Source organism: Actinopolyspora sabaoui (assembly GCF_051225635.1).
Lineage (GTDB): Bacteria > Actinomycetota > Actinomycetes > Mycobacteriales > Pseudonocardiaceae > Actinopolyspora.
On record NZ_JBMIHH010000006.1, the window covers coordinates 144249 to 170744 of the forward strand.

Consider the following 26496-nt stretch of genomic DNA (forward strand, 5'->3'; position numbering starts at 1 on the left):
ATCCGCCCTGAAATCGAGTTCGAGTGGGCCGCCACCACGGAACCGATCCCGTGCGGCCGGAGAGGGGCGGCCGCACGGTGCACGGCACCCGAAACCGGATCGCCGCACACGGTTCATTGCCGACGATGCGATTCCGTGCCACGGTAGCCGTTATGAAACGCTCGAGTTCTGCATTGTTGTTGGCGGGTTCACTCACGCTCACCGGGGTGCTGCACTTCCTGCTGCCGCGCCCGTTCGACTCGATCGTGCCGCGCCGCCTACCGGGCTCGTCCCGCACCTGGACCTATTTGTCGGGAGCCGCGGAACTGGGATGCGCCGCCGCCGTGACACACCCCCGGAGCCGGCGGGTGGGCGCCACTGTCACCACCGCCCTGTTCGTGGCCGTTTTCCCCGCCAACATCAAGATGGCACTGGACTATCGCGATCGGAGCATCCCACTACGCTTCGTGGCCTATGCCAGGCTCCCCCTGCAGCTGCCCCTGATCCAGTGGTCGCTACGCGTACGCAGGAACACCGGTCGGTAACACTTTCGTAATCTCGCACGTGCGGAGTTGTTGAATGCTGAGCCTTCCTGCTTACCATTCATAGGTGCAGCAGTTCGAGCACGCGGCCCGCGTACTGGGCTGGCACGGTCATCTCGTGTCGAATGTGGAGGTTCTCGGCTCCCGTTTCACAGCCGTCACGCGGCTTCGCCTCGACGTGCACCAGTGGCGCACCGCGCACGACTGGTCACCACAGGTGGAGCCCTCCGGAGTGCACGCCTGGGCTGAACCCGACGGTCCCGAACAGGTCCCGGTTCCCGCCGTCGACCTGATCGGTGTGATGGTGCGTGTCTCGAAGGCCCGGCGAGCCACCAGAGCGTGCGGAACGCTGCTCACGATCGCTCCGTGCGCGGCCGTGCTTCCGGGCGATCACCCCTACCGCCCCTGGGCGCTCACCGAGCTGGACTACTACGGCATCGGCGCCGTCACCACCTACCGCGAGGGCCCCGCCGAACTCGTGCTGACCCCGGAGGACCGCAGAGCCGAGTTCGGCACCTCGCTGTTCGAGAGGTGGCTGTTGGAACTGCTGTACCAACGTGTGCTGCAACAGGAGTTCCACAGCACCGAGAGCACCTCCAACACCACGGAGGGCGGAGGCGTCGATTTCTCCTGAAATCGACGCCCGATGATCAGACCGCCTCGTACTCGTGCCAGTTGAGACTCTCCGCGTTCCACCGCAACAGGTAGCCGGAGCGCACCGAGCACAACGCACGCATGGTGTGAGGCCAACGGCGAATAACGTTGGCCATCGCCACCGAGGCCAGCTGATCACTCGTGCGGTGCTGCTCGCCAGGACCGAGCATCGCGATCCTGCCCGAGGTGTAGAGGATGTTGGTGAGCACCTCCTGCCCCGAGAGCGCCGTCTCCTCCACGCTTACGAGATCCTCGGGATCCAGCTCGCCGGGCCAGGTACGGCGATCCAGATCCGCGGCCACCGGCTGCTCGCACTCGCCGCAGGTGCACTCGAACTCGCTCGTCCAACCGTGGTTGTCCCAGGACCACACCGCGGCGGACCCCGGTTCCAGCTCGGCCAGGGCCGAGACGTGCGGCCATGCGTTGACCACGGCGCCGAGCACGGTTCGCACTGTGGGGCGGGGGGACTCGCCCGGGCCCTCGAAGATCCATTCCCCCTGATCGTTCCGCCGCACCAGCACCAGGGGTGCGCGCAACGCGAGGACGTCCTCGTCCACGGACACCTCTTGCTGCATGGAGGTGTCCAGCCTGTTCTCCGTGTTCTGCGCCATCGCGGGCATATTCCTGCGTGATCGAGACCCGAGACAAGCCGAGCCACTCGAAAGTGTGGTTTTCGGAGCGTCGACCGGGGCTCATCGATGGGGAGTCATCGGTGGGGATTCCTTGCCCGGGACTCGTCGAGCAGGGCTCGGCGTCCGGGAGCTTTCACCACACCCGGGTTTTCCGCCCGCACCGATCGGGTGTCTTTCACGCCACCGAGGCGAGCTCCGGTCAGTCCTCGGAGGGCACCGTCAGGATCAGTTTCCGAAGTCCTTCAGCGTCGTGCAGGTCGGCGGGATGCAATGTGCGGTCATGGCGCACGTAGTGCATGGCCGCGCGGACCCGCTCCAGGGGCACACCAATCATCTCCGACCAGGCCAGTCGGTAAGCCGCCAGCTGCACCGCCGCCGCGGGCATCCGGTACTCGTCCGGCACCGCACCGGTTTTCCAGTCGACCACGGTCCACCCCCCGTCCTCGTCGGCGAACACGGCGTCCATCCGCCCGCGTACGACCACCCCTGCCAGGCGCGTCTCGAACGGGACCTCGATCCGGTAAGGAGTACGCGCGGCCCACTCGCAGTCGAGGAAAGCCGCGCGCAGCCGTTCCAGGTCCTCCTCCCCCGACACCGAGTCGTCTTCCGCGCCGGGTAGTTCGTCCACCTCGAGCAACGCGTCGGAGGTGAAACGCCGTTCCAGCCACGTGTGGAAAGCCGTGCCGCGCCGCGTGACCGGATTGGGACGGGTGGGCAACGGGCGACGGAGTTTCCGTGCGAACCCTTCCGGGGAGTCGGCGAGCTCCACCAACTGACTCACCGAGAGCTGTTCCGGCAGCCGAACCCGTTCACCCCGACCGGTGCGGTCACGTTCCGCGAGCAGCACATCGACGTCGCGCCGCCACCGTGCGGTTTCCTCGTCGTCAACCCGCCGCTCGTCCACCGGCTCCTCCTCCACCGGTTCCTCGTCCACCGGTTCCTCATGTACCGGTTCTTCACCCAGCGACTCCTCGCCGTCCGGTTCGGCTTCGGTGAGCCGTCCGCTTTCTCCCGCCGTGGCACCGGAGGCAACGCTTCCTGCAGCTGTTTCCGCCATCGCGCGACGAACCAGGTCCGCCCCCTCTGCGACCTCGCCTCGCCGTGTCCCGAGCGGGTCGACCGGCCACCGCACACTGCGCTCGGTCTCGGCGAGCGGGTTCTCCGCCGCTTCGTCCGGCTCGGGCTCCCAGTGTTCCAGCCCGCTGTGCTCCAGCTCGCGGTCCTCGAGCTCCGCCGGGGAGCCGTCGAGCTGCCGTGCCGCCTCGGTGAGGAAGGTGGAAGGCCCCTTGGGTTTGCGTCCGCTCTCGGCCCACCAGTGCCCGGACAGCAGCAGCGTCCGCTCCGAACGGGTCAGCGCCACGTAGAACAACCGGCGCTCCTCGGTCAGCCGCCGCTGCTCGAACTCCTCGTCGTGCTCGCGCAACTCCCGCTGCAGTTCCTTGCGGGTCATACCGGCGAGCCGCTGGGCGTCCAGCTTGGGCAGATCGGCCCCGTCGCCGCGCAGTTCGGGGGGAAGTTCGGGGACCGAACGCAACCAGCAGGAGGACTTGCGTTTGCCGGGAAACACCTCGGCAACCAGGTGTGGCAGGGCCACCACCTGCCACTCCAGTCCCTTGGCCGCGTGCACGGTCAGCAACTGCACACGACCTTCCGCCACCTCGACCTCGCCCGGCTCCAAGCCGTCCTCGGCGTGCTCGGCCGTGATGAGATAGTCCAGCAGCGCCGGAAGCGTCGCCGTTGGACTGGAGGTGGCGAACTCGGTCACCACCCGCGAGAAGGCGTCCAGGTGTGCCCTGCCGACCCCGTCGGTTCGGGACATGCTCTCGATGTCGAGCAGCAGGGTGCGCTCCACGTCAGCCACCAGCTCCGGAAGGGGCTGTTCCAGCCGCTGCCGCAGCGAGGCGAGCTCGCTGCCGAGTCTGGTGATACGGCGATACCCCTCGGGCGAGTAGCGCGTGTGCTCACCCGGATCGTCGAGCGCGTCCACCAGTCCGGCCTGTTCGGACTGCTCGCCGGGGAGAGCGGCGGCGAGCGCTTCGTCGACGCCACCGTCCTCCTCTCCCGAAGTGGCACGCGCGCCCAGTTCACTCGCCCGCGTCGACAGCGCGGCCAGATCCGCGGCACCGATGCGCCACCGGGAACCGGTCAGCAACCGCACGGCCGCGGTTCCGGCCAGCGGGTCCACCAGGGCCCGCAGCGCACTGACCAGGTCCCGCACCTCCGGCTCGTCCAGCAGACCGCCGAGCCCGACCACCTCGACCGGCAGCCCCTCGGCACGCAACGCGTCGGCCATGTCCGCCATGTCGGCTCGGCGCCGCACCAGCACGGCGGCGGTCGGTGGCTCGCCCTCCCGCGCCACGGCCTCGTGCCAACGCCCCGCCAGACGCTCCGCCACCCAGCGACGCTCCGCGCGGACGTCGCCGAGCAAGGCGGCACGGACATCGGCGGGGGGCGCGTCGTCCCTGGCACGCAGTCGTTCGACGTCCAATCCCGACTCACGCAACGGCTCCGCCGCGACGTTGGCCAACCGCAGTATCCCGGCCGGGTTGCGGAAGCTCGTCAACAGGCCGTAACGCGCGGCGGGAGGCGGCTGGGACGGTGTCACGGCTGAGTCCGCGGCCTCCTGTGGTTCCCCCTCGTGGTTCCCCCCGTGATTCCCCTCGTGGGCCCTGTCGGGGAAATCGGTGGTGAATCTGGGCAGGTTGGCCGCACTGGCGCCGCGCCAACCGTAGATGGCCTGCGCGGGGTCCCCCACCGCGGTGACCGGCAGCGACGGCGTGCCCGCTGAGTCACCGAACAGCGAACGCAGCATCACACGCTGCGAGTGCCCGGTGTCCTGGTACTCATCCAGCAGCACGGCCGCGAACCGCTCGCGCTCGCCGAGCGCCACTTCCGGATGGCGCCGCGCCAACAGGGCCGCCAGCGACATCTGGTCGGAGAAATCCATGGCACCGTCGGCGCGTTTTCGCTTGGTATAAGCCTCGACCAGCGGCAACAGCGCGGCCCGCAGCTGCTGGGCTGAGCGGATCCGTTGCAGTTCCTGCGGCGGATCGGCCCGCTGTCCCTTCTCGCGGGGCGCGTTGTCCAGTATTCCCGTGAGCAGCTCCGCGTGGTCGCGTACCTGCTCCGGTTCGACCAGATGCTCGGCCAGTTCCCCCGCCAATGAGAGCACGTCCGCGGTCACGGTGGACGGAACCCGGTCGGTGTCGAGGTCCTCGGTCCAGTTCGAGACCACACTGTGCGCCAGCTGCCAGGAAGCGGTGCCGGGAAGCAGCCTGGCCCCCGGTTCCACGGGAACGCGCAGCCCGTGTTCGGAGACGATTCTGCCCGCGTAGGAGTGGTAGGTGAGCACAGTGGGTTCCTCTGCCAACACCACCGAACGCAGCGTGCCCGAGGGATCGACCTCCTCCAGGAGTCCGGAGCCCGCCAACCTGCGCAGTCTGGCCCGTACCCGGTCGGAGAGCTGCCGTGCCGCCTTGCGGGTGAACGTCAGCCCCAGCACCCGTTCGGGAGTCACGATCCGGTTGGCGACGAGCCAGAGCACCCTGGCCGCCATCGTCTCGGTCTTACCCGCTCCCGCTCCGGCAACGACGAGCGCGGGCCCGGCGGGCGCTCCGACCACTGCGGCCTGTTCCTCGGTGGGGGTGGGCATCCCGAGCGCCTGGGCGATGCGCTGCGGCGTGATCACTGTCCGACCTGCCTTCCCTCGGAACGAACCGGGCAGCTGGTGCGCACCGGGCACCGGGCGCAGTCGGAGTTCTCCACCGCGAGGAAGCCGGGACCGGTGCTGGCGGCCGCGGCGTCGTGGACCACGTCCAGCCAGACCCGAATTCCCTCCTCACCGAGCCCACTCTGCCCGCGCTCGGTGGCCGCGCCGTCACGGGAGTCGGGTTTGGCCACGTACAACAACCGTGCCCCGCCCGGCTGCGTCTCCCCGTCGGATCCGAAGGCGCCCAGCGCCGCCGCGAGCTGGTACACCGCGAGCTGGGTGTGCTGTTCGGCGTTGTCCTTACTGACCGGGGTCTTGGAGGTTTTGACGTCGACGACCACGGGTCTGCCCTGCTCGTCGGTCTCGAGCCGGTCGACCCTGCCGCGCAGGCGCAGCCACGGACCGTCCTCCCGAGCCGGGATCTTCAGATCCAGGTCGTGTTCCACCCCGAGCTGGGTGAGTTCGGCACGGGACTGCCGCAGCCAGTTCAGGAAGGAGTCCAACATGGACCTGACCCGTTCGCGTTCGCGGCGGGAGTACCAGGGGGCTCCCGCGTCGACCGATTCCCACGCCTGGTCCAGTGCCTGCTCCAGGCGCTCGCGGTCCGCCCCCTCGGCGGCCGCCTGCACCAGGGCGTGCACCACGGTGCCTGCCACCGAGGCCAGTTCGGCCGCGTCCCTACCGCCGTGGCGCTCGATCATCCAGCGTAGCGGGCAGGTCGCGAGCACGTCGACCGTGGACGGTGTCACCCGAACAGGTTCGGCGCCCTCGACGAGCGGGGTCGTGCTGGAGGGATCGGGCAGGCCGTACCAGGTGTCGGGATCGGCACCGGGCACACCGGCCCGCGCGAGCCTTGCCAGCTGGCCGGCGGCCCGCTCGCGTCGCGTCGATTCCGCGCCGTCGTCGGTGACCACCCTGCGCAGTTCCCCCACCAGCTCGGGCAGGCTCAGTCCCCGTTCCGGAGTGGACACGGGACGCTCGGGCGCTTCCGGCTCGTCGGCGAGGCCGTCCAGCTCGTCCAGGAACCGGGAGGGCTGCTCGTCCTCGCCGCGTACCGCGCTGACCAGCAGACCCCCGCGGGCGCGGCTGGCGGCCACGAGCAGCAGTCTCCGTTCCTCGGCCAGCAGTGGCGCGGAGGCGGAAACCACCTCGTCGGAGTCCAGCCCGGACAGCACGTCGACGAGCCGTTCCGTCCCCAGCAGCGAGCCGCGCAGCCGCAGGTCCGGCCAGATGCCCTCCTGAACGTCGGGGACGGCGACCACTTCCCACTCCCTGCCGACCGAGGCGTGCGCGGTCAGCACCGCCACGCCGTCCCCGTTCGGCGAGCGCGGCGCCAGCGAGTCGCCGGAGATGCGCTGTCCGGCCAGGTGATCCGCGAAGGAGGCGGCGTCCGCGCCGGGTAGCCTGTCGACGTAGCGGGCGGCCTCCTCGAACAGGGCGACCACGGCGTCGAGATCGCGGTCGGCCCGCGCGCCGTGCACCCCGCCGCGTTCGGAACGGGACAACAGGGTCCGTTCCACTCCGCTCTCGCGCCACACCTCCCAGAGTGTTTCCTCGACGCTGCGTCGCTCCTGGCAGGAGCGGCTCGCCGATGCCAGCAGCGCTGCCACTCGACGGGCGGGCTCGGCGGCGACGTCCTGCAGCGCGGTGAGCACGTCCCGCTGCCACAGCGCCTCGATCAACAGCTCCCCGCTGGGACGGTCGTTGCCCGCCGCCTGGTCCAATCGGCGCAGCCCCCGGCGCAACCGACGCAACGCCAACGAATCGGCCCCACCCAGTATCGAACCCAGCAGGTACTCCGCGGTTTCCGAGTCCAGATCGGACGGTCGGGCGGCACACCGCAGCAGGGTCAGCAACGGCCGCACGGTGGGACGCTGGGCGAGCGGCAGCTCCTCGTCGTCGAGCACCAGCGGCACTCCGGCGGCCAGCAACGCTCTGCGCAGTACCGGCAGCGACAGACCCGTGGACTTGACGATGACGGCCATGTCCGACCACGCGACTCCCCGCAGCAGGTGGGCACGGCGGAGCTGGTCCGCCACCCAGGACGCCTGCTGGGCCTGGGACGCCAGCAGGCGTACCCGCACCGCCCCTCCGGAGTCGGACTCGGTCCTGGGTGATTCCTCGCCCTCGGTGGTTTCGGCACCCTCGGTGGTTTCGGCGGGCTCGGTGGTTTCGGCGGGCTCGGGTCCGGTCAGTCCGCGCTGCTCGCCCGCGCCCGGCAACCTCGCGGAGAGCCTCCGAACAGCGGTGCGAACGCGTCGCGCCATGCGGTGCCCGGCGGTGAGGACGCTGGTCCGGTCGCCTTCGGGGTCGGCTTCGGACAGACAGCGCGGATCGGCGCCGCGGAAGGAGAACACCGCCTGATCCGGGTCGCCGAACAGCAGGAACTCCGCGGCGGTGTCACCGACACGGCGGCAGAGCCGGTACTGCTGGGGATCCAGATTCTGCGCGTCGTCGACCAGCAGATGCCGCACCCTGGCCCGTTCGGCACGCAGCAGCTCGGGGTCGTTGTCGAGCGCGAGCAGCGCGGTGGAGACCAGTTCCGCGGCGTCCAGCGGAGCGGCGGTCTCACCGGAAGCACCGGCGAGTTGTCGCACACGTTCGTACTGCGCACCGAAAACACCGGCGGCCACCCACTCGGGGCGTTCGTGCTGTCTGCCGAGCCGAACCAGCCGATCCGGCCCGACACCGCGTTCGGCGGCACGCAGCAGCAGATCCCTGAGCTCACCGACGAAACCCTCGGTTCCCAGCGCGGCGCGTAACGAATCCGGCCAGTAGTCGACCTGGTCCTCGATGTCCCCGGCGAGGAGTTCACGAATCCACAGGTCCTGCTCGGGACCGTTGAGCAGTTTCGGCTGCGGCTTCCCGTCGCGGGCCGCCAACAGGCGCAGCACACCGAACGCATAGGAGTGCACGGTGCGTACCAACTGGCCCCCACCGGTGCTGATGTCTGCCCCGGCGGACAGCAACCTGCTGTTGATCGCACTGCGCAGCAACGCCGCGTTGGTGCGGTTCGATGCCAGTACGAGGGTGTTGTCGGCGTCGGCCCGGCCGCTCACCAACCGATCGACGACCACTTCGGCCAGTAGGGTCGTCTTCCCCGTTCCGGGGCCGCCGAGAACGCGCAGGAAACCGCCCTCGTGCCGCAACGCACGACGTCCCGCCTCGGACCAGTCACACTGCTCGACCGCCGGGGCGGTCGAGCGTACGAGAGTCGGTGCGGAGAATGTCGCCACTCTTCGATGTAACCATGTGGGAGCTACCGTCCCGCGAACCTGGTCACGAGCGTGTCGCGGGCATCACCTGTTCCCGTGCGAGACTGGCTGGATGGACGAGCGAACCTGGGAACGGGTGCGGGAGGTGGTCGCCGGGATTCCCGCCGGAAGAGTCCTCGGTTACGGCGACGTGGCCCGCCACGCCGGGATACGTTCGGCGCGGCTGGTGGGACGAATCCTGGCCGAGGACGGTGCCGATCTTCCCTGGCACCGCGTACTACGCTCGAACGGAACGGTGGCCGAGCAGCTGCGGCACCGGCAGCTCGCGGAACTGCGGACCGAGGGGGTTCTCGCCGACAACGGCAGGGTCGACATGCGCCGCTATCGCTGGGAACCCGAGTCGGAGCGGTAGACCGGTCGTGATCGCGCCGTCCGTCACGACCGAAGGGCCTGCCACGCGCGAAGGAGCTGCCACGACCGAAGATCCCGCCGCACCCGAGGAAACGGTCAGGAACCGCCGGAGAGCCGTTCGGTCAGCAGCTTCACCAACGAACTCGTCCTGGAACGTTCCGGCGTCACGTAGGGCAAACCGGCCTTCTCCACCGGGGCGGCCGTGACGGGGCCGACACATCCGAGCAGCACACCGTCGAGCACGGCGTTTCGCAGCGGTTCGAAACGCCCGTCGCGCTCGGCTCTGCCCAACAGGTTGGCGGCGGCCGGGGCACTGGTGAACGTCAGGGCGTGCACTTCACCGGCGACGGTGCTATCGATCAGCTCGTCCAGCTTGTGCGGTTCGAGCGGGTCGGTCCAGCGGTAGACCATCACCGGAATCACCTCGGCGCCCGCCTCGGTGAGACGTTGCCGGAACGAAAGCATGGGGTCCCCGTGCACCTGCACCACCACGCGTCTGCCGCTCAGCTCGTGGTCCAGCAGGTACCGCAGCACTTCGCCGGATTCCTCCGAGGGCGCACTCCACTCGGTCCGCAGCCCGGCACCGTGGATGGCTCCGGTCGCCTTCGAGCCTCGTGCCAGCAGCGTCGCGGTGGCCAGGTGCCGACGGAGCGCCTCGCCGTCGCCCGTCTCGTCGGCGGCCTCCATCCACCCCCGGAAACCCATCCCGGTGGAGGCGACCACGAAATCCACGTCGCCTGCCAGCACTTCGCGGGTGGAAGCGGCCAGTTCGCCGTCCTGTGGCAGCGGCACGGTGTGCATCGCCGGAGCGTGCACCACTCGCGCACCCCGCCTGGTCAGCAGCGACGCCAGTTCGTCAGCCTTGCGTTCCGCGGTTATACCCACGGTAAAGCCGCGCAACGGCTCCGGTGCGGTCGAGTCCACACCCGTATTCTCCCACGTGGCTGCCGGTGGATTCCCGTGCTCTCCTAGAGCAGTTCCAACACGGTCTGCGAGGCGGTTTCCAGGCCTCCGAGTGAAGTCGTCGTCGCCCGCGGATGCAGCGCGTGCAGCGCCAGCCGGAACAGCAACGCCCGCAGTAGCATCTGCGGCCACTCGGACAGATGGGACCAACGCTCCACTATGGCCGGATCGGATCCTCCCCAGGCCATCGCGTCGATCACCACCACGGCGGCCGCCCACTCCGGGGGACGCCAGTAGGGCACGAAGTCGATCAGCCCCGGCGGCGCGTTGCCGGAGAACAACACGTTCCCGAAAAGGTCGCCGTGCACCACCTGCGGCCGCAGCGAAACGCCCCTACGGGAGGCGGCCAGCACGTCGAACAGTCGCCCGCCCTTCTCCGGCGACAGCGACACGTAGGTCTCGCCCCAGGCCATTCGGTCGGCGATGGCGTAAATGTCCTGCCTGGATTCCACCAGCCTGGGTCTGTCGAGCACGCTGCTCGCGGTGTGCAGCCGCAGCGACATGGCGATGACCTCGTCGTGGCGCGGCTCCGGGCGTCCCGCCATGTCGCGGCGCGCCGACCAGCCGGAAACGACCCACCTGCCGTCGGTGGACCGCAGCGGCCGCGCGACCCGCGTCTCCTCCGGATCGAGCGTGTCCAGTGCGTGCGCCACCCAGGCTGCCTCGGCGGTGTCCGTGGCTGGCTTGATCAGCACATCCCCGTCGGCGCCGCAACGCCAGGCGAGACCACCCTCGAGCAGTTCGACGTCCTCCCCCGGCGCGCCGAAGGCGGCACGCACGTGCGTGGGAGGGGGCTCGGCCGTAGCACTCACGCGCCAAACGCTACCCGTACTCGAGTTCGCACAGTCGCAGACGCTCCGATCAACAGCACGATTCGACACGATCCAGCCGAGCCACCGGGAGAGCTCCGCGACCTCCACGCGGCGCCGCTGTCCCGGTGCCGACCCGGCTCCGTCCTGAGTCCCGGGGCGGCCCGGGGGACGGGCCGGTGTCAATTTCCCACGAAATCGCCGTGCCACCGGGGTGGTGCGGCCCCGTGACTGTCAATTTCCCACGAAATCGCCGCGCCCGAACGACCCAGGCCGAGCCCCGACCACCCTTCGCAAGCCGAACTCGGACCACCCTCGCGGCCGGCACCGCCGCGGGTTCTCCCGTGCGGCTCTCGCGAGGACGGCCCCGACGTTGTGTAGGTCGCTACCCGATGTCGGGGCACCCGCAGCGAGAGCCGTGCGAGAGGTTCCGCCACGGAAACACCTCGGCAAGGCGAGAAGAAAACCTTCGATCAGTATGTCGGCAGGCTCTGATCCACCTGATTGGCCCACCCGAGCACACCACCACCGACATGCACCGCGTCGGAGAAGCCCGCCTTGTGCAGTGCCGACAGCGCCTCGGCGGAGCGGCCCCCGGACTTGCAGTGCAACACGATCTGGCGATCCTGCGGCAGCTCGGCCAGTGCTTCACCGGAGAGGATCCGGTCCTTCGGGATCAGCTTGGACCCGTCGATGTGCACGATGTCGTACTCGTGCGGCTCCCGGACGTCGATCAACTCGAACTTCTGCTCGGAGTCGAACTTGTCCTTGAGCTCCTGGGGCGTGATCGTGCTGTCCGCGGCGGCCTGCTGCGCGTCGTCGGAAACCACTCCGCAGAAGGTCTCGTAGTCGATCAGCTCGGTGACCTTGTCCGCGTTCGGGTCCTTGCGGATCTTGACCGTGCGGTAGCTCATCTCCAGCGCGTCGTAGATCATCAACCTGCCGAGCAGGGTTTCACCGATACCGGTGATGAGCTTGATGGCCTCGTTGACCATGATCGACCCGATGGAGGCGCACAGCACGCCCAGCACACCGCCCTCGGCGCAGGAGGGCACCATCCCGGGCGGCGGCGGCTCGGGGTAGAGGTCACGGTAGTTCGGGCCGTAGGCGTCCCAGAACACGCTGGCCTGGCCCTCGAAGCGGAAGATCGAGCCCCAGACGTAGGGCTTGCCCTGCAGCACCGCCGCGTCGTTGACCAGATAACGCGTCGCGAAGTTGTCGGTGCCGTCCAGGATCAGGTCGTAGTCGGCGAAGATCTCGAGCGCGTTGTCGGAGGTCAGGTTGGTCTGGTGCAGGTTGACCTTGACGAACGGGTTGACCTCGGCGATGGAGTCACGTGCCGACTCGGCCTTGGAACGGCCGAGGTCGGACTGGCCGTGGATGATCTGGCGGTGCAGGTTCGACTCGTCGACCTCGTCGAACTCCACGACACCGAGCGTGCCCACCCCGGCGGCGGCGAGGTACAGCAAGGCGGGGCTGCCGAGACCGCCCGCTCCGATAACCAGCACCTTGGCGTTCTTGAGCCGCTTCTGACCCACCATCCCGACGTCCGGGATGATCAGGTGACGGCTGTAGCGCGCCACCTCGTCCTTCGTCAGTTCCGCGGCGGGCTCCACCAGCGGCGGGAGCGTGGTCCCGCCGCCATCGGAGCCCTGTGGGGATGTGTTGCCGGTCATCTCCCAGCTCCTCCTCCGTTGCCTGGATGTACGGCGATGTACGGCCGTTTCCGTTCGGCGGTTGTGTCTCGTCCCGGATGCTCCCGGCCGGTGCCAACCGCGCTCTCGCTCCGTGTAACGCAAGCCTGGCCGATGGTCTTCCCGCCCCCAAACCGTTCCCAGGAAATGGGACGCCTCGGTTCGAGGGCGGGCGACGCCGGAACCGAAACCCGGGCCGCGTCGGGATTCACGCACCGCGGTGAACCACGGCGCCACTCGCGGACGAGTTCCCGCCCGGCGGTCCAACGCGGGCTCAGTTCGGTTTGTTCCCCAGTGGGAAGGGCCACGCGTTCGGCTTACACACGAACCCGTTGGCGGGAATTTTGGTGCCCTGTGAGACTCGCTCGTTGAGCCGGTGCAGCACGTCGTTGGAGAGGCTGAAGGTCTGCTGCATCATCACCGGTGCGAGTTCGCCGTCCGCACCGCAGGGTACGTGATCGTTGCCGAAGAAATGGCCGACCTCGTGGTTGATGACGTAGCGCCGGTAAGTGCCGATGTCGCCGTCGAAGGCGATCGCACCACGCACCCAGCGTGCGGTGCTGATATAGGCCCGCCCCTCAATGTGGCAGGAGGAGTCGTAGGGGAGCCCGTTCCCGTAGCCGCACACCTCGCGTGCGGTGTTCTGGCTGACCAGGGTCACCCGGAAATCGGGTTCGGGACCGTCCGGCCCCACCCGCTGCACCGAGATGTTGCCGCCACGAGGGTTGGTCCAACTGCGCGGATCGGACAGGGTCTGCTGCACCAGTCGTCCGAAGGAATCGTTGCCCTCGGTGAGTCGAACTCCCTCCTCGATCTCGACGGCGTAGCGATACAACTCGCCCGAACCGGCCGGACCGGTGCTGCCCGGTACGACCCGGAACGTGCCACTTCCCTGTTTGGGGATCGGCGCTCCCGGCGGCAACTTCGCGGAGTGGATGTCGTCGGGAAACTTACGGCCCTTGTTCCCCTCGGTGACGACGGCGGCTCTGTCGTCGGAGGAGGAGTTCCCCGTCGACTCCGCTCGCCGGTCCTGACCCGAATCGCCTCCGGGAACCCGCAACACCGCGAAAACGGTCAGCACCAACAACACGGGAATCGCGTAGATGCCCCAGCCGTAGCGCGACCATCCGCGACGAGCGCGGCGGCTGCCGCCCCTGCGGCGGGACCCATCGCCCGCGGTGTCCTCTTCCGGCCGCGGTTGCCAGGACGCCGTCAGGGGCTCCCCCCTGTGCCGCCCACCTTTCCCGGATCTCACTGGACTCCTAGTAGAACTTCGTTACCTCGTTCGTCGAGGTGATCACTCGGTGACCCCTTCGGCCCTCGCCGCGGGAGCGGGCATCGAACAGCCACGATCACCCGTTTCGGCGTGGCGGGATCACCACCGGTCCCGGCCTCGCACTTACCCCGTTCAGGTTGCCACACTATGCGAGTTGACCTGCGACGCCGGGACATTCGGCGAGTCTCGGCGTGTTCGGGATCCGTACAGGGACGAACCGATGGCGCGGTGACGCGGTTGCCGAAGGTGATTCACTGATCAATAGCGGGAACCCGGCGGTCCCCCTCGTGGATTCGAGGCGCGGGTAGTACTGATAAGCCGATCAGGTAACCGGCACAACCGCTCTACCGACAAGTAAAGTTGGGGAGCCCGACACGCACACGACCGCCGGGTCGACATCCTTCGGTGGAGGCTTTCAAATGACCGAGACCGCGCAGCAGAGCACCGATCAGCCCGCTCGGGGGGTACGGCTTCCGCGCGACGCGCGGCGGGCACAGCTGCTCTCCGCGGCTCAGGAAGTGTTCGTCAACAACGGCTACCACGCCGCGGCGATGGACGACATCGCCGAACGCGCGGGCGTGAGCAAACCGGTGTTGTACCAGCACTTCCCCGGCAAACTGGAGCTCTACCTCGCGCTGCTGGAGACCCACGGCGCCGAGCTGGTCAACCGGGTCAGGGAAGCCATCGAGTCCAACTCCGAGAACAAGCAGCGGGTGCGTGCCTCGGTAGCGGCTCTCTACGAGTTCGTCGACCGGGACGACCAGGCTTTCAGACTGGTCTTCGAATCGGACCTGCGCGGCGAACCCGCGGTGGAACGGGCGGTCGAGAAGGCCTCCTCCGGGTGCATAGACGCGGTGGCCGAGGCGGTCACCGCGGACGCGGGGCTGGACAACGAACGGGCGCGGCTGCTGGCCGTCGGCCTGGTGGGCCTCAGCCAGGTGACAGCACGCGACTGGCTGGACTCGAACAGCTCCATCTCCAGGGACGAGGCCGTGCACCTGATGTCCACCCTGGCCTGGAAGGGACTGGCGGGCTTCCCGCTGCAACAGGGCTGACCGAGGTCCCCGCGGGACTCGTGTGGTGGGGTGCCGGGTCGGCTGTGGTGGGATGCCGGGTCGGCGGAACAGCGCCCGGCGCTTCCCCGCACCCGCCACGGCCGATAGCACCGAGTGCCGGTGTCACCGACTGCGCTTCTTGCCTCCGACGGGCACCAACGGGGTGGAGGCGCAACGGCACTCGGCCTCGGGAACGGACACGGCGCTTATGGTGGGGCCCCGCAGCAGGCCGGTGGTGATGGTCTCGCCCGAATGAGCGTATTTGACCCACTGGTCCCACTCGTCCTCGAACGCGACCTCTGCCTCGGATTTACCCATCGCGGCACGTAGCGTGCTGGCCAACCACTGCGCCACCTCGTCCGGGGTGTGCAGGATCTCCACGGCGTCGAGCCGGGACAACCGCTCGTGGGCGGACATCGCCTGGTTCAACGGCGCGTCCTCGACGTAACCGTGATGATGAGTACCGCTGGTGTGCTGTCCCACGGAAGTCCTTTCAACCGGTTGGTTCAGTCCGAACGGCGGGGCCGCTCGTGACTCGAACCGAGCGACGAGTGGCCCCACCGACGGGTACCGCCGTTGGCCACCGTACCGAATGTCGGACCGGAATCACCCGATCACGAGCGCGGCGGGGTGGTGCCCCGCCGCGCGTCCCGGTGCTCGCGGGCTCCGGTGAACCGTGGGAACCGTCCGCCGTGGATCAGACCGGCACTGCTCTCGTGACGTCGGCGATGCGGTCGGTGACCTCGTCGGCCCGTTCCATCGGGAGCATGTGCCCGGCACCGCCGTAGAGGTAGAACCCCGCTTCGGGCAGTTCCTCCGACATGCGGCGCGCGTGCGGCAGCGGACACAGCCTGTCGGACAGCCCGGCCAGTATCACGGTCGGCACAGCGGGCAGTCCCGCCAGCGCGGCTCCCCGTTCGTGTTCGGCCAGGGACTGCCGGAAACCGGCGAAGCTGGCCGGATGGCAACCGGCCACCCAGTCCGCGCTCTCGGCGACATCGGCCGCGGCGGGACGGCTGCCGAACAGCAGCCAGCGCAGGCCGGGGCGCATCCACGCCGAACGTGGACTGACCCTGCGCGCGGACGAACGGGCCAGCACGGCTCGCAGCTTTCGCTCCCCCGCGTTGAACACCTTGGCGAGCGGGTCCGGCAGCCGCAGCCCGGGGGCCGAGAGCCCACCGCTGGAAGTGGCAACCAGCGCCACACCGCTGACCCGCTCCGCCAACAGCCGTGGGTGCCGCTCCGCGAGCGCCATGATGGTCATGCCTCCCATGGAGTGACCGGCCAGCACGATCGGTCCCTCCGGAACCCGGTCCGCTATCACCTCGGCGAGATCGTCGGCGCATTGCGCGATGGTCGCCGTTCCCGCGGGCGAGGGATCCGAGTCACCGTGCCCACGGTGGTCGAACCGCACGATCCGGACCGGCCTCCCGGCAGCCGCGGGCAACCGGTCGGTCACCCGATCCCAGGTGTGTCGGGTGAGTGTCCAGCCGTGGATCAGCACCACCGTGACCGGCGCGTCCGGGTCGCCGCTCTCGTCCACCGCGAGCCGCGTACCGTCGGAAGTGCGCAGCGGTTGTGTGCGCTGTTCGAGCCGTTGCGCTGTCACCGGATCAGTCCAGCCTTTCGCCACAGGGCCATCCCGGGTTTGCCGATCAGGCCGACCTCGTCCAGAAACGCCATGATTTTCTCACCGCTCCAGCGCACGGTCTCCAGCCAGTTCGGGTTGGTCATGGCCGCCGCGTAGGCGTCTCTGGGACGCAGCCCGACCGACTTGTAGATCCTGGGATTGATCAGTGCCTTGACGATGCAGAACCCGACCAGCGCCGTCATGAACTGGTGGTAGGCGCGCTGGGCGGCGTTGCACTCCCGCATCCCGCGAGTGACCTCTTCGCGGGCGAAGGTGACGTGCCGCGCCTCCTCCATCACGTGGATCCGGTTGACCATCCGCACCAGCGGCTGCACCCGCTCGTCGTACATCTGGTCGCGCTGCACCCGGTCCAGGATCTCCTCCGCGACCAGAATGGAGGCATAGGCCGAGGGGCCTTTCAGGATCGCGGGCAACACCCTGCCACCGGCGTGCAGGATCCGGACCGGCCCGTAGGCGGGGGCGCCGATGCGGTCGCACGCCTTGGCGAACATGGTGGAGTGCCTGCACTCGTCGGCCACCTCGGTCAACGCGTACTGGGCGTGGTTGCTGCGCGGATCCCGGTTGTAGAAGTCCTTGAGCAGCATCTGCATCAGCAGCACTTCGAACCAGAGACCGTTCGAGGCGATGCTGGCGAATTCGTGCTTGGTGAGTTCGACGCGCTGCTGCTCGGTGAGCCGATCCCAGATTCGAGTGCCGTAGAGCGTACTGCGGTGGAAGGGAATGTAGGGCTGATCCTGCGCCAGCGGCGCGTCCCAGTCGATGTCGACCTCGGGGTCGTAGCTGTTCTTGGCCGATGACTTGAGTAATCGGGAAGCCGTTTTTTCCCTGTCGTTGACCTGGAGAACCTTGGTCATGATCGCTGGTCACCTTTCGGAGGGAAACCCTGCGGACAATTGCGTGTTACGGCAAGTAACAGCTACCTTGGGTAGCGTGAGCCAGATCTCCCGGCCTGTCAAGGCCAAGCAATCAACGGGCCACGGCGACGCCCGCAGGGAACGCTGGCGCGGACACCGGCAGGCCAGACGAGCCGAGTTCGTCGAGGCCGCCGTTCGGGCCATCGGCGACTGCGGCGCGGAAGTCGGTATGGACGACATCGCCGCCGAGGCGGGGGTGAGCAAACCCGTGCTGTACCGACATTTCAGCGACAAGAGCGATCTGTATCTCGCCGTCGGCGAATGGGGAACGAATCTGCTCATGGAGCGGATCAGCCCGACCCTGCAGCAGGAGGGCAGCGCCCGCGAACGGATTCGCCGAATCATCGGCACCTATCTGGGGGTCATCGAGGAGTACCCGGAGCTGTACCGCTTCGTGGTGCGGCGCAACTTCGCCGACAGGCCGGTGCAGACCGATCCCGTCACCACCGAGAAGACGGTGATAGCCAACTCGCTGTCCCGCCTGCTGGGCGAGTACATGCGCAGCCTGGAACTGGATTCGGGCGGGGTGGAGGCCTGGAGTCACGGTCTCGTCGGAATGGTGCAGGCCAGCGGCGACTGGTGGCTGGACCGGCACTCGATGAGCCGGGACGACCTCACCGATTACCTGACGAAGATCATCTGGTTCGCCATCGACGGGGTGCTGCGCGCGGGGGGCATCGTCATCGACCCGGACGAACCGCTGGAGATCGTCCCGCAGCTGCGGCTCGTCGAGGACGACGCGGACTGAACGGGATCTTCCGCTCGTACTCGCGGAATACGCACCGGCGGAACTCCAGCGGCGGAACTCCAGCGGGGGAGCTTCCACCGAGCGTCGCCGCGGCCACCGCGAGATCGAGCGGCCACCGCGCGGTGAGAGCGAGGTCCCCGCCAGAGAGCAACACGGGAATCGGACAGGTCGAATCACCGGTTCGAGCCAACGGAACGAAGGGCGATCGGATGGCACAACGGGTCGAGGAACCACCACGGGACGAGGAGCACGGCGACGACGACTACAACGGCTCCGCCGTGGTCTTCACCGCCGAACGACAGGCCGAGGTGGAGGTGGTGCTGCGGGGCAACTTCCAGCCCATCGACGGAAGGTTCCGCTGGTACGGCCGGGCGGCGGGCGGCGAACTGGACGAGTTCGTGGACGGCCGTAGGGCAGAGGTGGTGCTGCGCACCCCGCACGGCGATGCCGTGGCCACCCTTTCCGAGCCCGACCCGTGGAACCGCTACCGCGTCACCGGGGTGGGGCGGCCTCCGTTCCCGATCGACTCGGAGCTGGTCGAACTCGACGAGACGGACTGAGCGGCGCCGGAGCCCCACGCTCCCTCGGAAAACGGCTCGACCCGGACCGCACGGCCCCTCGGGAAACCGGGAAAGCATTCGAGCACTCCGGTGTGTCGCCATCGCGACGCACCGGAGTGTCGACGATCACACCCGGACGGGTCGGATCAACCCACTCCGAAACCGACGCGGTGGGTCTCCGAAGCGCCGATCTCGACGTAAGTGATCTTGGCACTGGGCACGATGTAGCGCGTACCCTTCTCGTCGTCGATCCGCAGGTGCCCCTCGCCGCTACCCAGCGCCTCGGAAACCAGCTTCTCGACTTCCTCCTGAGACTGACCGCTGTTCAGCGTGAGCTCGCGCGAGCCCTCGACGCCGACCTTGACCTCCACGTCACTGCCTCCCTGTCGTAGCTGTGCACTTTTGCCGTAGCTGTGCACTCGTAGCTGTCTACCGCGTTGACCACAGACTATCTGCTCCACCGGGCACCAGGCGGAACGATCCCCGGCACGGATCACCTCGGAGGCGCAGCGGCGCGGCACGAAACACCGGCACCGTCCCCGACCGAGATTCGGGAGGGACACGGCACGGGCCCCCACCGAAGACCGCCGCCGCGGCACCCGCACCCGGTTCGACGATCAGCCCAACCCGAGCCGGGACATTCGCTTGTTGTGGTTGTTCTGCAACCTGCGGAACAACGAGCCGATCCCCGCGAGGTCCCCGGAGCCCCTGATGATGAGTTCGGCGAGCGCGTCCCGTTCGGCCACGACCCACTGCGCGTTCGTCACCGCTTCCCCCAGCAGCCTGCGCCCCCAGAGTGTCAGTTTGTCCCGCAGCGTCTCGTCCTCGGCGCAGGCGGCCGAGACCTCCCGCTCCGCGAAGGCCGAGTGGCCGGTGTCCGACAACACCGTCAGCACAAGATCGCGGGTCTCCTCGTCGAGCCAGTTGGCGACCTCGCGATAGAAATCGGCTGCCAGCCCGTCCCCGACATAGGCCTTCACCAACGACTCCAACCAGGAGTGCGGCGCGGTCGAGGCGTTGAACGCGTCGAAGGAACTCGCGAACGGACGCATCGCGTCCTCGACCGCGACCCCCCGGACCGCGAGCCGTTCCTCCAACAACCGGAAGTGCCCCATCTCGGCGGCGGCCATGCTCGCCAGGGCCGCTCGACCTGTCAGGGTGGGGGCTTCCCTGGAGTCCTCGGCCAGCCTGTCGAACGCGGAGAGCTCACCGTAAGCCAACGCGCCGAGCAGATCCTTCACCCCTTCGTTGTACTCGGCATGCGGCTCCTCGGACTCCGCCGCACCCTCGGAGTCCGCCACTCCGGAAGCCACAACGCTGTGCTCAGCCTCGCTCATGCCGCGAGCGTACCGCTTCCCGCACGAGATGCGGGATCACGGAACGGTTTCCGCCGTGTCGGGAGCAACGCCGATCCCGAACCCCTCCTCACCTCGGACAACGAGAGGAATCCCACGTTCATTAACGCATCCGCGCCGGTTATGCAAGAGGTGGCGTTCGCCATCCGGAGCCCGCAGGGTATGGGAAAACGGGTAGGCTTCCGTGAAGGGAGGTTTATTGGCGTCAGGCGGAGACCGTGACGGCGGCAGCCGATCCCGCGAGTGGCCGAGGACGGCGCTCGTCGGTGGACCGCCCCGGTTGGCAGTACACCGGTGGCAGGGGCCCGAGGTTATCGGCCCGACCGGCGGAACACTCCGCGTACGGACACCACCACCTCGCTGCAGGACCGAAGTGGGCAGCCACCGCCCGATGTGCCGGTTGAACACCGGGCACACGGCCCGATCACGGCTCGGCGAACGCGGCCACGTGAGAACGAGCGGCCCTCGCTCGCACTCCGTGACACGCGCGGCGCGTACGGGTCCACGGGCCGAGGCGGACCGGGCGCCGAGACAGTTCGCCACCTCGGCAGGGCAGGAGCCGGGAATCGGGCGGCCGAAAACGGCCCTCGTCCCGACCCCCGAGTCCGAGTGTGGTCACAAACCGATATCGCCACCCGTCGGTAGGCCGAGGCATCGAAGCGACAGCCTGCGGAAACACGGTGTGGGCGAGCACGAGAGAGGCGATTATTCTGACGAACGGCGACGAGGTGACCGAGCCCGATCACTCCGGTGCGGGGGCCACAGCTGAGCAGCAGGACTCCCCCGAACAGCGGGACGCGACGCAACCGGAAACGGCGGTCAACGCGAACAGCCCCACTTTCGCCGAGTTGGGCGCGAACGAAGAGATCACGCGTGCGCTGCGCGAAGCGGGTATCGAACGCACCTTCACGATCCAGGAGATGACCCTGCCGCTGGCGCTGCGTGGAGCGGACCTGATCGGGCAGGCCCGAACGGGGATGGGCAAGACTCTCGGGTTCGGCGTCCCCCTGCTGCAACGAATGCGGCTGCCCGGCGACGGGACCCCGCAGGCACTGGTCGTGGTGCCCACCCGGGAACTGTGCATGCAGGTAACGCGTGATCTGGAAGCGGCAGCGCGCTACCTCGGGGTGCGCAGTCTCGCGGTCTACGGCGGCAGGCCCTACGAACCGCAGATCGAAGGACTACGTTCGGGCGTGGACGTGGTCATCGGCACTCCCGGCAGACTGCTGGACCTCGCCGAGCAGCAACACCTCGTTCTCGGCAAGGTCGAGACCCTGGTGCTCGACGAGGCCGACGAGATGCTCGACCTGGGCTTTCTGCCCGACATCGAACGGATTCTGGGCATGGTTCCCGAACAGCGTCAGACGATGCTGTTCTCCGCGACCATGCCCGACGCGATCATCAAACTCGCTCGCGACTTCCTGCACCAGCCGACCCAGATCCGGGCCGAGCAGGCCGATGAGAGTGCGGTACACGAACGGACCCACCAGTTCGTCTACCGAGCGCACGCCATGGACAAACCGGAGCTGCTGGCTCGTACGTTGCAGGCGCGCGACCGCGGGCTGACAATGATCTTCAGCCGCACCAAGCGCTCGGCCCAAAAACTGACGGACGAACTCGTCGAACGGGGCTTCGCCGCGGGTTCGGTGCACGGTGATCTCGGGCAGACCGCCAGGGAGAAGGCGCTGCGCGCGTTCCGGAGCGGAAAGATCGACATTTTGGTGGCGACCGACGTCGCCGCGCGCGGCATCGACGTGGCGGGCGTGACCCACGTGATCAACCTGCAGTGTCCCGAGGACGAGAAGACCTACGTGCACCGGATCGGGCGAACCGGCCGTGCCGGGCGCACCGGGGTGGCCGTAACGCTGGTGGACTGGGACGAGGAGAGTCGCTGGCAACTGATCAACACCGAACTCGGGTTGAACATGCCCCAGCCTGTGGAGACCTACTCCACCTCGGCCCACCTGTTCGAGGATCTCGACATTCCCTCCGACGCCGGCGGCAGGCTACCGCTGTCGATGCGCACCCGGACCGGTCTGGCGTCCGAGGCGGAGGAAAACGACGGCGGTAAAAGCAACCGGGGCAGGCGCAGGAACCGTGGCTCGGGACGGCCGGAGAAGCAAGCGGGCCGCGCCGAGAACAACGAGGATGCCGGAAGCAGGCCCGCACGGCGGAAGCGGCGTCGTACCCGGGGAGGCAAGCCGGTCGACGAGACGGTGAACCAGTCCGAGTCCTCCTCCGAGGCGGACAGTGGGCAGCAGAACTCGCAGCGACCGGCGCGCAGGCGCAACCGGACGCGACGCGGTTCCCCGACGAAGAGCCGCACCGAGGAGGTGGCGGGCTCCTCCGGTCAGTGAGCCCGCACCACGAACCCGCCGCGGGGGCTCCCGGACTCCCACAGCCGCGCCCCATCTCTGCGGCGGGTGCGCCCCCACCGGCCGCCCTCCGGACACACGGCGCCGCTGGGTACGCGCGCTCGTGCACCGCGAGAACCGAGCCGACGACGTCCTACTAGTCTCGACGGGACGGAACTGTCGTAGCAACGAGCGATCGGGAGCGACGTGGTACGGCCTGAACGGCGCACGAAGAGCGACATCGCCGTGACACTGTTGCTCACCTTCGCGGTGCTGAGTGGCGCCGGAACGCTCTGGTGGTTCAGCTCGGCCCGTGCGACCGAGCTGCACACCGCCGACCGCCCGATCGAGCCTGCGCCGAGCGCGAGAACCGTGCCGAAGGAACTGAACCCGATATGGCGGGCCCCGAGCTCGGCGACCCCTCACCCCGTCGTCGCGGGGCCGGCAGTGGTGACGGGGAACGACGGTGCGGTGGTGGGCCGTGACCCCACTAGCGGTGAGATCCGTTGGCGTTACAGCCGGGAGCGGGAGCTGTGCACGGTGGGCTCCGAATGGGGTAACGCGATCGCGGTGTACCGCACGGCACACAACTGCAGCGCGGTTACCACACTGCGAGGCTCCGACGGTGCACGCGGTCCGCAACGTAACTCCGACGTGGGCTTCGGAACTCGGCTGCTGTCCGACGGAAACTACGTGACAGCCACCGGAAAGCAACTGTTCGAGACGTGGCGCTCGGACATGGTTCGTACCCAGCAGTACGGCATCCCCACCGACATCAAGAACCCTGACAACAACCTGACCCGTCCGAACTGTGATTACTCCGGAACGGCTGTCGGTGGTCGGAGGGTCGCGGTCATCGCCGAGTGCGCGGGCTCGGCCAGGGACCGGTTGACCGTACTCAAAGCGAATCCCGAGGACGGCGAACAACCCGAGGAAGTGATGACGACCCTGCTCGGGGGCGAGCGAGCAGGCGTGGTGGCGGTAAGCCGGGAACGGATCGCAGTGGTGCTGCGGGACAGTGCGAAGCTCGTGATCTACGACATGTCCGGAAAACGCCGTGCGAGTTACGACGTCCGTCTCGGTCTCACCCCGGATCGGGGTTCATCCGTTCCGGTGGAAGCGACCTCGGACTCGGCGGGAACCTACTGGTACACCGGTCGAGACACGATAGCGCTCGACGAAAGCACGCTGCGCCCGCGCTGGACCGTGCGGGACACCCTGGGCACGCCCGCGGCGATGGCCGACAGCCGGCTGGTGCCAGTGGAGGGTGGCCTGGCGGTGCACGACTCCGCGACGGGCGAGAAGCTCGACGAGATCCCGATCGAGCGGGAGAGCACAACGGAACCGGTCAGGGTCGCAGCCGTGGGAAGCGTGGTGCTGGAGCAGCGTGGGGACACCGTCTTCGCCTACCGATGACGAGGAATTGATGCTCTACGGCGCGGCAGCATCTCCTCGATTTCCCGCGAAATCGCCGCCCTGCTGTGACGCGGAGCCGAACCCCCACCACTCCCGCAGGGCGAACCCCGGCCACGCTCGCGGACCGAGCTCCCACCACTCCCGCAGTCGGCACCGCCGCGGGTTCTCCCGTGCGGCTCTCGCGAGGACGCCGGAGACGTTGTGTAGGTCGCTACCCGATGTCGCCGGCCCCGCAGCGAGAGCCGTGCGAGAGGTTCCGCCACCCGCACCGCCCCGAAGAACGAGCCGCACGGAGTAAGGCTAAAGCCACCACCAGTAGGTGAGAGTTCCGATCACGACCAGCATGGCCGCGAGGGAGCCCCACAAGGCCACCGCTCTCCTCCCCCGGTCCGCCACGAGCTGCAGCAACAACGCGGCGGCGGAGGCCAGGCCGTGCCCCAACAGCATCTGCCAGCCGGGACCGACTCCTCCCAAACCACTACCCCAGAGCTGCACCCCGACGAGCACGACCGTGAGCACCAGCAGCCCCGCGGTCAGCGCTCCCGTCAAACCGCGGAACGCCCTGCCGACAGCTCCGAGTCGGGTGGCGTCATCGCCGATGTGGAAAGCGTCCGTCGCCTGGTTCGCGTTTTCCCGGTACTCTTCGGTGCTTTCCCGATACTTTCCGGCGGCGATTCGCGGGCGTGTGGTCACTTCGTCGGCACCTCGGTCAGCTGATGCCCGCATCGCTCCGTTCTCGTCGGCTCCGGTCGGTCGCACGATTCACTCCCCCAGCAGGGCCCAGGGCTCTATTTCGGGCACGGCACGCGTTCCCTCCGGACAATGCCGCCGGAACTCACACCCCGCGCACTGCGCACCGGGGCGCGCCGGAAAGACCCGGTCCGGATCGGCCCCTTCCGCGACCGCCGTAGCCGCGTCGCGGGACTCGCGGGCCGACTTTTCGGCTCGTTGCCGGTGCTCGGCCAGCGAGTCGGCGGTGTGTCGCCATGTCACGATCTCCGAGGTTCGGAGGTGGTGCAACTCGACCAGCAGGCATCGGGTGTGCAGCATGCGCTGAGTGGCCAGGGCATACAGCGCGAGCGGTAACGAATTCCGCGCGGCGTCGACATCGGGAGGTTTCCTGCCTGCCTTGTAGTCGACGATCGCCAATTCACCGCCGCGCTCGTCGATGCGATCCACTCGCCCCTGCACGATGATCGTACCGACCGTAGCGCTGACCCACTTCTCGACTCCGACGGGCTCCCCCCGGGCGCGGTCCCGCTCGACGTACTCGGTCAGCCAGTCCAGGGCTCGTGCCAGGTAGTCCGCCGACTGCTCCGCTCCCGCGAACCCGTCGGATTTCCAGTACCGGCTGACCAGTTCGCGCAGGCGGGCAGCCGTACGTTGTTCGGAGGGCAGTTCGTAGTAGGCGCGCAGCGCGTTGTGCAGCACCGCTCCCAATGTGGTGTGCGCCATCGCGGGCCCCCGCGCCGGTTGGGGACGGTCCACGTAGTTGAACCGGTATCGCCGGGGGCAGGACGACCAAGTGGTCAGCTTGGCCGGCGTGACCCGCACGAGCCGTTCCGGAATCCCGTCGAAAGCGAGTTGCCCCTGCACGAGTTCCACACTACGCAGCCGCCTCGCTGCCACGATCCGGGCGGGTTGCGTGTCGCCGGAAAGTGGAGCGGTGGGATCCCACTAACCGATGATCTTGCTTCCGGTGCAGTCGCCGAGCAGCCGATCCAGCGACTCGGGCGGGGTGTTCTCGCTGCCTATGCGGATACTCTTGTTCGTACCGTGGTAATCGCTGCCACCGGTGGGGACCAGACCGAGTTCGGCGACGAGCTCACGCAACCGCTGCCGCGCCGATTCGTCGTGGTCGGGGTGCTCTACCTCCACACCACGCAGGCCGTGACTCGCGAGTTCGGTGATCACTTCGGCGGTAACCGTCTGTCCCCTGCTGACCGCGAAGGGGTGCGCCAGCACGGTGGTACCGCCCGCATCGGCGATCATGCGAATAGCGCGTTCAACCGGCGTGTCGGTGCGCGGCATGTAGTAGGGCGCGTGGGTACCCAGATATCTGTCGAAGGCCTCGGTGACGGTACTCACGGTGCCCGCCTCGACGAGCGCCCGCGCCAGATGGGGACGTCCCCCCGGCGAGTCCGGCGGTAGCCCCGCCATCAGTGTCTCGGGCTCGACCGGGAATCCGTCCTCGGCCATTCGCCGGGCCATCTGTTCGAGGCGTCCACGCCGCTCGGCCCGCAACCGCAACTGCTCGTCCCGCAAGGCGGGTGAATCGGGGTCGAACAGATATGCCAGCAGATGAACGGTGACGGTGCCACCCCGACCGTCGGAGCTTTCGCACGACAGTTCCGCTCCGGGCACCAGCCGCAGCGCCGGAGGGGCGGACTCGCGCACCGCTTGCTCGGCTTCCGCCCAACCCGCCGAGGTGTCGTGATCGGTCAGGGCCACGACATCCAGCCCCGCCGCCACCGCCGTTCGCACGACACCGGCGGGCGTGTCGGTGCCGTCGGATTCATTGGAGTGGACGTGCATATCGATTCGCACGTCCACCAGTGT

General features: G+C 68.4%; 23 protein-coding genes. 8 read left to right on the forward strand and 15 right to left on the reverse strand.

All coding sequences use genetic code 11. The annotated features are described in order from the left end of the window. Positions 1-152: 152 nt before the first annotated feature. Positions 153-524, forward strand: a complete 372-nt coding sequence (locus tag ACOQFL_RS13075; RefSeq protein ID WP_435544411.1) for a DoxX family protein — start codon at positions 153-155, stop codon at positions 522-524. A gap of 64 nt (positions 525-588) precedes the next feature. Beyond that, positions 589-1155: a hypothetical protein gene (locus ACOQFL_RS13080; protein ID WP_435544412.1), complete on the forward strand. Its 567-nt coding sequence runs from the start codon at positions 589-591 to the stop codon at positions 1153-1155. Positions 1156-1171: 16 nt separating this feature from the next. Here the strand turns inward: ACOQFL_RS13080 and ACOQFL_RS13085 are convergent, their stop codons facing one another. The 3 genes from ACOQFL_RS13085 to ACOQFL_RS13095 form a co-directional block, all read right to left on the reverse strand. After that, a complete protein-coding gene (locus ACOQFL_RS13085) occupies positions 1172-1786 on the reverse strand; it encodes a hypothetical protein (protein ID WP_435544413.1) in 615 nt (204 codons plus the stop codon). 220 nt (positions 1787-2006) lie between these two features. After that, entirely contained in the window at positions 2007-5495 is a 3489-nt protein-coding gene (locus ACOQFL_RS13090) for an ATP-dependent helicase (RefSeq protein ID WP_435544414.1), read from the reverse strand. Then, a complete protein-coding gene (locus ACOQFL_RS13095; protein ID WP_435544415.1) occupies positions 5492-8752 on the reverse strand; it encodes an ATP-dependent helicase in 3261 nt (1086 codons plus the stop codon). The genes ACOQFL_RS13090 and ACOQFL_RS13095 overlap by 4 nt, the downstream gene beginning before the upstream one ends. 91 nt (positions 8753-8843) lie before the next feature. Between ACOQFL_RS13095 and ACOQFL_RS13100 the strand changes: the two genes are divergently transcribed. Next, entirely contained in the window at positions 8844-9143 is a 300-nt protein-coding gene (locus ACOQFL_RS13100; RefSeq protein WP_435544416.1) for an MGMT family protein, read from the forward strand. Between the two features lie 95 nt (positions 9144-9238). On the opposite strand, the gene ACOQFL_RS13105 is transcribed toward ACOQFL_RS13100, so the two are convergent. From ACOQFL_RS13105 to ACOQFL_RS13120, 4 genes are all read right to left on the reverse strand, one after another. Beyond that, positions 9239-10066 (reverse strand): uroporphyrinogen-III synthase, encoded by an 828-nt coding sequence (locus tag ACOQFL_RS13105; RefSeq protein WP_435544417.1) that lies wholly within the window; start codon positions 10064-10066, stop codon positions 9239-9241. Positions 10067-10110: 44 nt separating this feature from the next. Then, the gene (locus ACOQFL_RS13110) at positions 10111-10917 is read right to left on the reverse strand and encodes a TIGR02569 family protein (protein ID WP_435544418.1); all 807 of its coding nucleotides are present in this window, start codon (positions 10915-10917) and stop codon (positions 10111-10113) included. A gap of 470 nt (positions 10918-11387) precedes the next feature. After that, the gene (gene moeZ / locus ACOQFL_RS13115) at positions 11388-12590 is read right to left on the reverse strand and encodes an adenylyltransferase/sulfurtransferase MoeZ (RefSeq protein ID WP_435544419.1); all 1203 of its coding nucleotides are present in this window, start codon (positions 12588-12590) and stop codon (positions 11388-11390) included. A 292-nt stretch (positions 12591-12882) separates the two neighbouring features. Further along, a complete protein-coding gene (locus ACOQFL_RS13120; RefSeq protein WP_435544420.1) occupies positions 12883-13863 on the reverse strand; it encodes a DUF3152 domain-containing protein in 981 nt (326 codons plus the stop codon). A gap of 440 nt (positions 13864-14303) precedes the next feature. On the opposite strand from ACOQFL_RS13120, the gene ACOQFL_RS13125 reads away from it, so the two are divergent. Continuing rightward, complete coding sequence (locus ACOQFL_RS13125) at positions 14304-14939, forward strand: TetR/AcrR family transcriptional regulator (RefSeq protein ID WP_092625802.1); 636 nt, start codon at positions 14304-14306, stop codon at positions 14937-14939. 123 nt (positions 14940-15062) lie between these two features. Here ACOQFL_RS13125 and ACOQFL_RS13130 read toward each other — a convergent pair whose 3' ends face one another. The 3 genes from ACOQFL_RS13130 to ACOQFL_RS13140 all read right to left on the reverse strand — a co-directional run bounded on the left by ACOQFL_RS13130 (position 15063) and on the right by ACOQFL_RS13140 (position 17444). Continuing rightward, positions 15063-15422, reverse strand: coding sequence for a hypothetical protein (locus ACOQFL_RS13130; RefSeq protein ID WP_435544421.1), 360 nt, complete (start codon positions 15420-15422; stop codon positions 15063-15065). A 214-nt stretch (positions 15423-15636) separates the two neighbouring features. Next, the gene (locus ACOQFL_RS13135; RefSeq protein ID WP_435544422.1) at positions 15637-16548 is read right to left on the reverse strand and encodes an alpha/beta fold hydrolase; all 912 of its coding nucleotides are present in this window, start codon (positions 16546-16548) and stop codon (positions 15637-15639) included. After that, positions 16545-17444: an AurF N-oxygenase family protein gene (locus tag ACOQFL_RS13140; RefSeq protein WP_435544423.1), complete on the reverse strand. Its 900-nt coding sequence runs from the start codon at positions 17442-17444 to the stop codon at positions 16545-16547. The genes ACOQFL_RS13135 and ACOQFL_RS13140 overlap by 4 nt, the downstream gene beginning before the upstream one ends. 76 nt (positions 17445-17520) lie before the next feature. Here ACOQFL_RS13140 and ACOQFL_RS13145 point away from each other — a divergent pair, with 76 nt between their 5' ends. Next, positions 17521-18252, forward strand: coding sequence for a TetR/AcrR family transcriptional regulator (locus ACOQFL_RS13145; RefSeq protein WP_435544424.1), 732 nt, complete (start codon positions 17521-17523; stop codon positions 18250-18252). Between the two features lie 209 nt (positions 18253-18461). Further along, entirely contained in the window at positions 18462-18812 is a 351-nt protein-coding gene (locus tag ACOQFL_RS13150) for a DUF4873 domain-containing protein (RefSeq protein WP_435544425.1), read from the forward strand. Between the two features lie 146 nt (positions 18813-18958). Here ACOQFL_RS13150 and ACOQFL_RS13155 read toward each other — a convergent pair whose 3' ends face one another. Together ACOQFL_RS13155 and ACOQFL_RS13160 are read right to left on the reverse strand one after the other, a co-directional pair. After that, positions 18959-19183 (reverse strand): DUF3107 domain-containing protein, encoded by a 225-nt coding sequence (locus ACOQFL_RS13155; RefSeq protein WP_092625792.1) that lies wholly within the window; start codon positions 19181-19183, stop codon positions 18959-18961. A 246-nt stretch (positions 19184-19429) separates the two neighbouring features. Then, positions 19430-20149 (reverse strand): ferritin-like fold-containing protein, encoded by a 720-nt coding sequence (locus ACOQFL_RS13160; protein ID WP_435544426.1) that lies wholly within the window; start codon positions 20147-20149, stop codon positions 19430-19432. Positions 20150-20895: 746 nt separating this feature from the next. Here ACOQFL_RS13160 and ACOQFL_RS13165 point away from each other — a divergent pair. Together ACOQFL_RS13165 and ACOQFL_RS13170 are read left to right on the forward strand one after the other, a co-directional pair. Further along, positions 20896-22524 (forward strand): DEAD/DEAH box helicase, encoded by a 1629-nt coding sequence (locus ACOQFL_RS13165; RefSeq protein WP_435544427.1) that lies wholly within the window; start codon positions 20896-20898, stop codon positions 22522-22524. A gap of 204 nt (positions 22525-22728) precedes the next feature. Then, complete coding sequence (locus tag ACOQFL_RS13170; RefSeq protein ID WP_435544428.1) at positions 22729-23937, forward strand: Rv3212 family protein; 1209 nt, start codon at positions 22729-22731, stop codon at positions 23935-23937. 300 nt (positions 23938-24237) lie between these two features. Here ACOQFL_RS13170 and ACOQFL_RS13175 read toward each other — a convergent pair whose 3' ends face one another. The 3 genes from ACOQFL_RS13175 to ACOQFL_RS13185 all read right to left on the reverse strand — a co-directional run bounded on the left by ACOQFL_RS13175 (position 24238) and on the right by ACOQFL_RS13185 (position 26493). Further along, positions 24238-24696 carry a hypothetical protein gene (locus ACOQFL_RS13175; RefSeq protein ID WP_435544429.1) on the reverse strand — a complete coding sequence of 153 codons (459 nt, stop codon included), beginning with the start codon at positions 24694-24696 and terminating at the stop codon, positions 24238-24240. A 3-nt stretch (positions 24697-24699) separates the two neighbouring features. Continuing rightward, complete coding sequence (locus ACOQFL_RS13180; RefSeq protein WP_435544430.1) at positions 24700-25533, reverse strand: RecB family exonuclease; 834 nt, start codon at positions 25531-25533, stop codon at positions 24700-24702. 81 nt (positions 25534-25614) lie between these two features. Further along, positions 25615-26493, reverse strand: coding sequence for a PHP domain-containing protein (locus tag ACOQFL_RS13185; RefSeq protein WP_435544688.1), 879 nt, complete (start codon positions 26491-26493; stop codon positions 25615-25617). Between the last annotated feature and the right edge of the window lie 3 nt (positions 26494-26496).